The sequence below is a fragment of the Streptomyces albicerus genome (genome assembly GCF_008905045.1).
Taxonomy (GTDB): Bacteria; Actinomycetota; Actinomycetes; order Streptomycetales; family Streptomycetaceae; genus Streptomyces; species Streptomyces albicerus.
This window is the reverse complement of record NZ_VWMY01000003.1, coordinates 43,882-54,568: the sequence shown is the minus strand read 5'-3', so window position 1 is coordinate 54,568 and position 10,687 is coordinate 43,882. Positions and strand designations below refer to the sequence as shown.

The 10,687-nt window shown below is 67.9% G+C and carries 5 protein-coding genes; 3 read left to right on the top strand and 2 right to left on the bottom strand.

What is annotated here, in order from left to right; genetic code table 11:
• Positions 1–53 precede the first annotated feature (53 nt).
• Positions 54–5,255 (bottom strand): family 43 glycosylhydrolase, encoded by a 5,202-nt coding sequence (locus GAS53_RS03210; RefSeq protein WP_151475859.1) that lies wholly within the window; start codon positions 5,253–5,255, stop codon positions 54–56.
• A 449-nt stretch (positions 5,256–5,704) separates the two neighbouring features.
• Here GAS53_RS03210 and GAS53_RS03205 point away from each other — a divergent pair, with 449 nt between their 5' ends.
• Together GAS53_RS03205 and GAS53_RS03200 are read left to right on the top strand one after the other, a co-directional pair.
• Positions 5,705–7,141, top strand: a complete 1,437-nt coding sequence (locus tag GAS53_RS03205; RefSeq protein WP_151476017.1) for a family 43 glycosylhydrolase — start codon at positions 5,705–5,707, stop codon at positions 7,139–7,141.
• A 98-nt stretch (positions 7,142–7,239) separates the two neighbouring features.
• The gene (locus tag GAS53_RS03200; protein ID WP_151476016.1) at positions 7,240–8,658 is read left to right on the top strand and encodes a family 43 glycosylhydrolase; all 1,419 of its coding nucleotides are present in this window, start codon (positions 7,240–7,242) and stop codon (positions 8,656–8,658) included.
• 80 nt (positions 8,659–8,738) lie between these two features.
• Here GAS53_RS03200 and GAS53_RS03195 read toward each other — a convergent pair whose 3' ends face one another.
• The gene (locus GAS53_RS03195; protein ID WP_151475858.1) at positions 8,739–9,680 is read right to left on the bottom strand and encodes an EamA family transporter; all 942 of its coding nucleotides are present in this window, start codon (positions 9,678–9,680) and stop codon (positions 8,739–8,741) included.
• A 68-nt stretch (positions 9,681–9,748) separates the two neighbouring features.
• On the opposite strand from GAS53_RS03195, the gene GAS53_RS03190 reads away from it, so the two are divergent.
• Positions 9,749–10,615: a LysR family transcriptional regulator gene (locus GAS53_RS03190; RefSeq protein WP_151475857.1), complete on the top strand. Its 867-nt coding sequence runs from the start codon at positions 9,749–9,751 to the stop codon at positions 10,613–10,615.
• Positions 10,616–10,687: the final 72 nt, after the last annotated feature.

The window sequence follows — 10,687 nt, the reverse complement described above, 5'->3', positions numbered from 1 at the left end:
CCCGGGGCTCTGAGCCCCGGGCACCGCTTCTGTGGATGGTGGTGCGTCAGCCGTCAGCCGAACACGATGCCGTAGGCCTTTGTACCGGTGCGGTTGTCGTAGACGACGTCACCGGTGGACTTCTGCCAGATCTTGATGCGGTAGGTGTCGGGAGAGTCGGTGATGGTGATGCGGAAGGCGTATCCGCCGGTGCCGTTGACCGTGCCGGAGCCCTGGTACTGGGCTTCCTCGCGGGTGACGACCAGCCAGTCCGACCCGGTGGAACGGAACTTCACCTTGCCGGCCGCGAAGTCGAAGGTCGCGTTGCCGCTGGGCACGGTGTCCTTCGCCTTCTTGTACGCGGCGCCGAAGGAGAAGCCCGCAAGCCCGGTCAGCGTCGGCTTGGCCGGGAAGGCGCCGGCCGGGGAGGAGATGACACCGACGCCGGCGATCGGACCGGCCGCACGGTCGTAGACGATCAGTTCGGGCAGTTGCGTGCTGTCCGAACCACCGTCGTCGTCGGTGACGGTGACCACCGGGCGGCGGATGCCCGCCTTCTTGTAGGTGTGCGCGGCCTCGCAGCCCGTGGCGGTCACGGTTCCGGTGGACGGCTCGGTTCCGTCCTTCCAGTCGACCTCGCAGGTCTGGGTGTCGTCGGACCCCAGGTCGGTGAACGGGGCCTTGACGACCGAGCTCTGGCCGACCGACACCGGAGCACCCGGACCCGTGGCCGAGGTGATCACCGGGGCCGCGTTGTCCACGGTGACGGTGAGCTTGTCGCTGCTGCGGCCACCGGTCAGCGTGACCTCGTACGTGCCGTCGTCGGCGCAGGTGATCGACGTGAGAACGGCGTCGGGGTCGGAGAAGGTGCAGGGCGCTCCGTCCTCCACCGTCCACTTCGGGTCACCGGCCCCGGAGATCGTGCCGGTGACGGGGATCGCGCTTCCCTCGGTGCCCAGGGCGTTCGGGCCTGCCCGGACGATGGTGACCGGGTCGATGCTCTCCAGCGTGGGTACGACCTTCTTGATCAGGCCGTCGGAGTCGAACTCCAGCTTGTCCACGGTGGTTTCGCGGTTTGTGCCGTCACCGCCGGGGATGGCGAAACGGTGGTAGGCGATGTACCAGTCGTCGGTGTTCGGCACCTTCACCACCGAGTGGTGGCCGGGCCCCTTGATGCCGAGGGAGAGGTCCTTCTCCAGGATCACGCCCTGCTTGGTCCAGGGGCCGGTGGGCGAGGAGCCGGTCGCGTAGGCGACGCGGTAGTTCTCGTCCCGTGTGTCGTTCTCCGACCACATGAAGTAGTAGGTGCCCTTGCGCTTGATGACGAAGGAGCCCTCGTTGTAGCCGCTGGGCGTGATGTTGGTGACCTTCGAGGCGTCGAAGGAGACCATGTCGTCGTTGAGCGGGACGACATACGCCCTGCCGTTGCCCCAGTACAGGTACGACTGGCCGTCGTCGTCGGTGAAGACCGCCGGGTCGATCATCTGGCCGGTGAAGGCGCCGCGGGCGACCAGCGGCTTGCCCAGGGGGTCCTTGAACGGGCCGGTCGGCGAGTCGGAGACCGCGACGCCGATGTTCGTGTCGGCGGAGTAGTAGAAGTAGTACTTCCCGTTCTTCTCGGCCATCGTCGGGGCCCAGGCCCGGGCGTCGGCCCAGCTGACGTCGGGTCCGAGGTCCAGGATGACGCCGTGGTCCTTCCAATGGACCAGGTCCTTGGAGGAGTAGGCCTTGAACTGCGTGCCGCTCCAGCCCGGGAAACCGTCGGTGGTCGGGTACATGTAGAAGGTGTCGCCGAACCGCGCGATGTTCGGGTCGGCGTTGAGCCCCGGCAGCACCGGGCTCTTCATCTCGAGTGCCTTGACCGTCCAGGTGCGCTTCTCGCCGTCCGAACCGGTCACCTCGTACGTCACCGGCTCGGTGAAGTCGTGCAGCGAGCCGGACGCGGGGCTGATGGACGCGCCGTGGGCGAGGCTGAACTCCGGTGCCAGGGCGGTCAGATCACTGCCCTCGCGCAGCGGGAGGGTGATCCTGCTGTCCGCGTCGTCGATGATGGCGTCGACCTTCAGCGCGGGGTGAGTGGCCGTGGCGATACCGGTCGTGTTGCCGCTCAGCTCCAGGACCTCGGTGGGCGACAGGGCCCGGTTGTAGATCCGGAAGTCGTCCACCTCGCCGCCGAAGTACGGGTCGGGGGCGTACATGGACCTGCCGATGTAGCCGGAGTAGCTCTTCGAGGCGTCGTACAGCTCGGACGGCTTGATGGTGACCCCGGTCGCCCGGGCCGCCTCGGCGCCGTCCACGTAGAGGACCGCCGTCTCGGTCGTGCTGTTCACCGTCACGGTGACGTGCTTCCACTCACCGGGGGTGAGCTGCGAGCCGCCCGTCATCTGCTTCTCGCCCGACCAGGTCGCCTTCGTGATCGCCGAGAAGAGCTTGCCACCACCGTTGGACGGAGAGGCGAAGAGGTACTTGTTGCTGTCCGGGCCCAGGCCGAAGAGCCACTGGAAGTTGTCCCCGCCCTTCCACTTCACGTGCGTGGAGACGGTGACGCTGTCAGCGCCCTTCAGAACGCCGTTCGGGATCCTGACGTACGGGGAGGTGGTGGAGGAGCTGGAACCACCGGACATCTTGAAGGAGCCGTCCTTGACCCCCGTTCCGAAGTCGGGCGTACGGACGTACGCGCCGTGGTAGCCGTGACCGCTGGAGTCTCGGGCGATGTTGCCGCCCGTCTCGTCGAAGTCGTAGTGCAGGACCAGGTCGGCAGGCACCTCGGGGCCTTCTTCCGAGACCGTGACCTCGGCCTTGACCTTGAGCGCGGCACCGTCGGGCAGGCTGCCCGACACGGTGAAGGTGCCGGCCTGTGCGTACGCCGAGGACGGGACGTCGTCCCAGGTGACGGAGACGGGCCGCTTGACGCCGTCGGCGTAGTCGGCGATGACCGTGCCCGGCAGGACCGGGGCGTCACCGATGCCCGTCGTCACCTTCACGTCCTCGACCGACTCGACGAGCTGGTCCGGCTGGTAGGCCTTCAGCAGCCGGTCGTACTCGGCCTGGGTGACCGGAAGTACCGTGCCGTGGCGGGGCTTTGACGGAAGGTCATACTCGGGGACAGGGGTCCAGTTGCCCGAGGCGAGGTCCGTCGTCTCGAAGGGGATGTAGCCGCGGCCGCCGAACTCGTCGAGGAACGCGTACCACTTCTCCTCGGTGTTGGACTTGAACACCAGCGGTCCCTCGGCTGCGTTCATCGCGCCCTTGCCGATGCCCTCGGCGACGAAGTCCCAGGATTCGTCGAGGATCGAGTCGCTCTTCTCCTGGAAGATGAACTTGCTGTTGGGGGTGGAGGAGGTGTTGTTCCGCTCGTCCTTGGACAGGCGGTAGTAGGTGTCGTCGTGCTTGATCATCGTCGAGTCGATGACCGAGTAGCCGCGGTCGATCCACACCTTGGGCTCGCTGAAGGTGCGGAAGTCACGCGTCGTGGCGTACATCATGCGGTTGTACGTGTCGCCCGAGTGCTCGGGGTTGTCGTACAGCTTCGACGCCCAGAAGACGACGTACGAGCCGAGCTTCTCGTCGTAGTACGCCTCGGGCGCCCAGGTGTTGCCCGCCGAGTCCGGGGAGACCTTGACCAGCCGCTGGTCGGTCCAGTGGACCAGGTCGGTGGACTCCCAGACCATGATGGACTTGCTGCCGGTGCGCTGGGAGGCGTCCCAGTTGCCGTTGCCGTAGATCCGCAGGTCGGTGGCTATCTGGTAGAACTTGTCGCCCTCGGGGGAGCGGATGATGAAGGGGTCGCGCAGGCCCTTCTCGCCGAGCGTGGAGGTCAGGACGGGCTTGCCGTCGTTCAACTCCCGCCATTTCAAGGGGTCGTTGCCCTTGCTGAGGGCCGCGTAGAGCTGTTCGCCGTCCGAGGTGCCCTCGCCGGTGAAGTAGCTGAACATATAGCCCTTGAGGGGCTCCTTGGCGGGGAGTTCGGGCACCTTGGCGGTGAGGACGCGGGTGGCCTGCGCCTCGCCCTTGGTGACGGTCGCGGTCAGCTCGACGGTGGTGGCGCCGTCGCCGTGCGCGGGGCGGTGGACCACGCCGTCGGCGGAGATGACGTCCGGCTTCGCCGAGGACCAGCCGACCTTCGTGCCGTACACACCGGCCGTCGGCAGGGTGATGTTGCCGCGCACGTCGTCGAGGTTGTCGACCTTCAGTGCGTCCGCGGCCTGCTCGGCGGCCGTGTCGTCGTCGAACGCGGCCGGGACCGTGATGTCGAAGGTCTTGGTGTCGGTCACCGAGCCCTTCTTCAGGGTCGCGGTGAGCGTCGCGTGGCCGTCCGGCTCGCCGGCGGCCGGGCGCGTGACGGCACCGGAGTCCGACACCACCGAGGGCGTGTCGCTGTCCCAGCTGATCGTGGAGCCGCCCGCCGTGCCCGTGGTCGGCAGGGTCAGGTCCGAGACGACGGCGCTCGTGTCGCCGAGCGTGAGGGCGGCCTTGTCGTCGGCGACGCCCTGGGCGGCGACGGGGAGGGAGAGCTGCTCGACCTCCGTGCCGGCCAGCGCCCGGTCGTAGACCCGGAAGTCGCGGATGCTGCCCTTGAAGAGCTTGTCGCCGGGGTACACGGACTTGCCGAGGTAGTTGGCGGTGGTGGTGCCGGAGCCGATGGAGCCGGGCGTGATCGTGACCGCCGTGTTGCGGGCCACCTCCACGCCGTCCTCGTACAGCACGCCCGTGCCACCGGTCTGGGTGTAGGTGACGTGCTTCCACACGGCGCGGGTCATCGCGCGCGCCGGAGAGGGCTGCGTGGTCTGTTCCGTCGACCAGTTGCCGGAGGCGATGGAGGTCCGGAAGGTGCTGCCGGTGGTGAACAGATAGCCGTTGCCGGCGGTGCCGCTCGTGTTGCCGAAGCCGTAGATGAAGTACGGGGTGGACTGGGCGGAGTCGACCTTCACGTCCATCGAGACGGTGATCGAGTTCATGCCGCTCATGATGTTGTCCGGCACCTTGACGTAGGTGTCGGAGCCGTTGAAGCCGAGCCCCTCACCGGAACCGGACCACGCGGCGGTGCCGTTGACCGTGCCGGTCCTGCCGTTGCCCGAAGCGTCGGCCACCGTCGCGCCGGAGGCGGCGTCGAGCTTGTACCAGAGAGCCAGGCCGTCGGTGATGTCCGCACTCTCCGCCGCGTGCACGGCGGGGGCGACGGGGCCGAGGACTCCCAGGAACAGCGACGCGGCGCTCAGGCCTGCGAGCTGTCCCGCCAGGCGTCTCGCGCGGCTGCGCGGTCTCGCGATGTGCATCGTTCCAGAACCCCTTGCTGAGACATGGAAGGAGGGAAGGAGGGATGCGAGGCCTCAGCAGCGGGGCACCTTGCCGTTTCATCTGTGTGACATCGCGTTGCGAGAGTGTCAATCGGTGCGTATGAGGGCGTCAAGAGGTATCGAACAATGTCCGACAGGTCGAACGAGATATCTCCATGCTCGCCGGGGATCGCCGTCCTGCCCGCCAAAGACTGCAGCTCTGGGCCGAATTGGGGTGGTGTTCGACGGCTCGGACAACGGCGGCTTTACGTGACGGAAAACCAACCGGAACCAAATGTGTCAGAACCGTTGACGCGTACAGGCCCTGTACTTATCTTCTGGTCGAAGTTACGCACGCTGTTCGGAATATCGAACGGCGTGTCCGTCAGAAGGGGCCCGCCGTGTTCCGCACCCGTCACTGGTTCACCCTCGTGGCAGCGCTGCTCGTGATGCTCGCATCCGTCGCCACGCAGCCCGCCACCGCAGCGGAGGGGCGGCCGTACACGAACCCCGTCAAGGCACAGAAGGGCGCCGACCCCTGGCTGGAGTACTACAACGGCAACTACTACCTGGTCACCACGTCGTTCACCGGTGTGCTGACCATGCGGAAGTCGCCGACCCTGGCCGGGCTGTCCACGGCGCCCAGCGTGCAGGTGTGGAGCGACACCACCTCCACCCGCAACACCAACTTCTGGGCTCCCGAGCTGCACTTCGTCGACGGGCACTGGTACCTGTACTACTCGGCGGGGCAGAGCGGTGTCGCCTGCTGCGACTCCCAGCGCACCTACGTCCTGGAGAGCGCGGGCACCGATCCGATGGGCCCGTACACCTTCAAGAACCAGCTGAGCGGCTCCAACCTCACACCCGGCGGCTGGCTCATCGACGCCAGCGTCCTGAGGCACAACGGCAACCTGTACCTGCTGGGCAGCGGCTTCATCAACGGCAGTACGCAGAGCCTGGTCATCGCGCCGATGAGCAACGCGTACACGCTGAGCAGCTCCACCTTCAGCATCATCTCCAGCCCCACGCTGAGCTGGGAGACGCAGGGCAACCCGGTCAACGAGGGACCCGAGCCGCTGTACCGGGGCGGCAGGACGTTCCTCACGTACTCCGCCAGCTCGTGCCAGACGCCCGACTACAAGCTCGGCCAGCTCGAACTGACCGGCAGTAACCCGCTGTTGGCGTCCTCCTGGACGAAGAAGCAGACCCCGGTCTTCCAGCGCAACGACGCGGCCGGCGTGTACGGCCCCGGCCACAACGGGTTCTTCACCTCGCCGGACGGCACCGAGAACTGGATCGTCTACCACGGCAACAACTCCGCGAACGGCGGCTGCGGCAACGGCCGGACGACCCGCGCCCAGAAGTTCACCTGGAACGCGGACGGCACGCCCAACTTCGGGACGCCGGTGGCCCTCGGCGCCACCCTGCCCGGTCCGTCCGGCGAGACGGCGGCGACCCCGACGGCGTACACGCTGGTGAACCGCAACAGCGGCAAGTGCCTCGACGTCGACGGCGGCAACACCGCGGACGGCACCAACATCTTCCAGTGGACCTGCAACGGCGGCGTCAACCAGAAGTGGCGGATCGAGGACCTCGGCAACGACACCAGCCGGCTGGTCAACGTCGCCACCGGCAAGGTCATGGACACCGCGGAGTGCTCCACCGCCGACGGCGCCGATCTGCGGCAGTGGTCCTGGCTGAACAACAACTGCCAGAAGTTCCGCCTGGTGTACACGGCCACCGGTGACTACGTGCGGATGGTCAACGAGAGCACCGGCAAGGTCGCCGACGTCGCCAACTGCGGTACGGCGAACGGCGCGGACGTACGCCAGTGGACCTGGCTCAACAACACCTGCCAGCAGTGGCAGTTCAAGCCCACGACGTGACCGACGCGAACGACGTGACCGGCACACGCGACGCGCCCGATGTGGCCGACGCATTCGACGTGATCGAGAGGAACACAGTGAGACGCACGATCGCAAGGGTGATCACGGCGCTGCTCGTCACCCTGGCCGCCCTGACCTCCGGCATCGCCGAGGCCGCCGCCCCCGCCTCGCCCGCCGTCACCTTCACCAACCCCATCGCCGAACAGCGCGCCGATCCGCACATCTTCAAGCACACGGACGGCTTCTACTACTTCACCGCCACCGTGCCCGCGTACGACAAGATCGTGATGCGCCGGGCCACCACCCTCCAGGGTCTGTCCACGGCCGCCGAGACGACCATCTGGACCAAGCACGCCAGCGGTGAGATGGGTGCGCACATCTGGGCGCCGGAGATCCACTTCATCGACGGCAAGTGGTACATCTACTTCACCGCCGGCTCGTCCAACGACATCTGGAAGATCCGGCCGTACGTCCTGGAGTCCAGCTCCGCCAACCCGATCACCGGGACCTGGACGGAGAAGGGCCGCATCGCCCTGCCGCTGGACACCTTCTCGCTGGACGCGACAACCTTCACGGTCGGCAGCACCCGCTATCTCAGCTGGGCGCAGAACGACCCGGCGGTCGGCGACGGCACCAACATCTACCTGGCCAAGATGTCCAACCCCTGGACGATCAGTGGCAGTCCGGTCATGATCTCCCGGCCCACCAACGCCTGGGAGAAGGTCGGCCACACCGTCAACGAGGGCCCGGCGGTCATCCAGCGGAACGGCAAGGTCTTCATGACCTTCTCGGCCAGTGCCACCGACGCCAACTACTGCCTCGGCCTGCTGACCGCCTCCGCCTCGGCCGACCTGATGAACGCGTCCTCCTGGACCAAGACGCCCACCCCGGTCTTCACCAGCAACACGGCCACCGGCCAGTACGGCCCCGGCCACAACACCTTCACGGTCTCCGAGGACGGAAAGTCGGACATCCTCGTCTACCACGACCGCAACTACAAGGACATCAGCGGCGACCCGCTCAACGACCCGAACCGCCGCACCCGCTACCAGAAGGTGTACTGGAACGCCGACGGCACGCCCAACTTCGGCATCCCGGTGGCCGACGGTGTCACCCCGGTCCGCTTCTCCTCGTACAACTTCCCCGACCGGTTCATCCGGCACTGGGAGTACCGGGCCAAGATCGAACCGAACGTCACCAAGCTCGCCGACTCCCAGTTCCGCGTGGTGACCGGTCTGGCCGGCACCGGGACCGTCTCCATCGAGTCGGCGAACTTCCCCGGCTACTACCTCCGCCACAAGAACAACGAGGTCTGGGTCGAGAAGAACGACGGGAGCACGACTTTCAAGAACGACGCCAGCTTCTTCCGGCGGGCGGGTCTGGCCGACACGGCCGGCGTCTCCTTCGAGTCGTACAACTTCCCCGGCCGCTACATCCGGCACTACGAATACCTGCTCTACACGCAGCCCGCCGACACGGCGACCGCCAAGGCGGACGCGACATTCTACGCCGAGTGACGGCAGCCGCACCGGATTCAGCTTGAGGATCAGCCGATCAGCCCGGCCGACGTCCCGTCGGCCGGGCTGATCCGCGTCAACTACTCGCGCGACGTGAGGATGCTGACCGCGTTGGCGGCGACGATGGCTCCGATGCCTGCCCACTCCGGCCCGCCCAGGCTCTGGCCGAGGACGACCCAGCCGACCAGGCCGGCGAGCACCGGGTTGACGCTCATGAAGAGGCCGAAGGCCGGGGCGGGTACGTGGCGCAGGGTGAACAGGTCCGCGAGGTACGGCACGGCGGAGGAGAGAACGCCGGCGGCGACGGCGTAGGCGACGGCCTCGGCGGTCGGCGGGTGCCGGAGTACAAGGACGATGCCGACCGGCAGGAACATCAGGGCGGAGACGCCCGCCGCGGCCGCCGAGCCCTGCGCTCCGGGGATACGCCGGCCGACCGTGCGGTTGAGCAGGATGTAGGACGCCCAGCAGGCGGCGGCCAGCAGCGCCAGGCCCATCCCGAGGAAGTCGGCGGAGGGCCGCGGACGCATCAGCGTGATGACGCCGGCCGCGGCGATCACCGCACAGCAGGCGTCCACGCGGCGACGCGATGCGGCCAGGGCGATGCTGAGCGGGCCGAGGAACTCCAGGGTCACCGCGAGCCCGAGGCCGATGCGGTCGATGGCGGTGTAGAGGGACAGGTTCATCGTCCCGAACACCAGGGCAAGGAGCAGGACCGGCCACCACTGACGCCTGGTGAAGGCGCGCAGGCGGGGCCTGCCGACGGCCACCAGGACGATCGCGGCGACGTACTGGCGTACCGCTACGACACCGAGGGGTCCGAGAACGGGGAAGGCCAGGGAACCGATCGCGGCACCCGTCTGGTTGGACAGACCGCTGCCGACCATGGTGACCACACCGGCCAGACGCCGACCGTCTGGCTGTACGTCGGGCTGTCCGCCGGGCTGATCGCCGGGCGTCGGATCCGAAGGCACCGGGGGAGTGCGGTGCGCGGACGCTCGTGAGTGTGCGGTGTCTGCCGGCATGGTTCGATGCTGCGCGGATCCGGCTCTTGCGCAAAATGCATCAGCCGAACCATCTATACGCTTGAGTCATGGATGCGGATGGGCGGGTGGAGCTGCGGCAGTTGCGCTGTCTTGTCGCGATCGTCGACGAGGGCAGTTTCACCGATGCCGCGATCGCGCTCGGCGTCTCCCAGGCGGCCGTGTCCCGCACGCTGGCCTCGCTCGAACGCGCCCTCGGCGTACGGCTGTTGCGGCGGACCTCCCGGGAGGTGACCCCGACCGGCACCGGACTGCGCGTGGTGGCGCATGCCCGGCGGGTGCTCGGCGAGGTGGACGACCTGGTCCGGGAAGCCACGTCGGGTCATGCCTCGCTGCGGATCGGTTACGCCTGGGCGGCACTCGGCCGCCACACCCTGGCCTTCCAGCGCGGCTGGGCCACCGCGCATCCCGAGACGGACCTGCAGCTCGTCCGCGTCAACTCCGCCACCGCCGGACTGGCGGAGGGAGCCTGCGATCTGGCCGTCGTACGCAGACCGCTGGACGACCGCCGCTTCGACTCCGCCATCGTGGGTCTCGAACGGCGGCTGTGCGTCATGGCCTCCGACGACCCCATGGCCCGGCGCCGCTCCGTCCGGCTCGCCGACATCGGCGGGCGCACGCTGCTGGTGGACCGGCGCACCGGCACGACGACGACGGAGCTGTGGCCACCGGACTCCCGCCCGGCGGTCAAGGAGACACATGACGTGGACGACTGGCTCACGACGATCTCCACGGGCCGCTGCGTGGGCATGACGGCCGAGTCGACCGCGCACCAGTACCCGCGCCCCGGCATCGTCTACCGCCCGGTCCGCGACGCCGAGCCGATCGCGGTGCGGCTCGCCTGGTGGCGGGACGAGCCGCATCCCGCCGTGCAGGCCGCGATCGAATTGCTCACGGCGCTCTATCGCGAGGAATGAGGATTCGTCTCGCACGGCGTTTTGGGCGCGGGATGTCTGTGGCTGGTCGCGCCCCGCGGCGGAGCCGCCTAT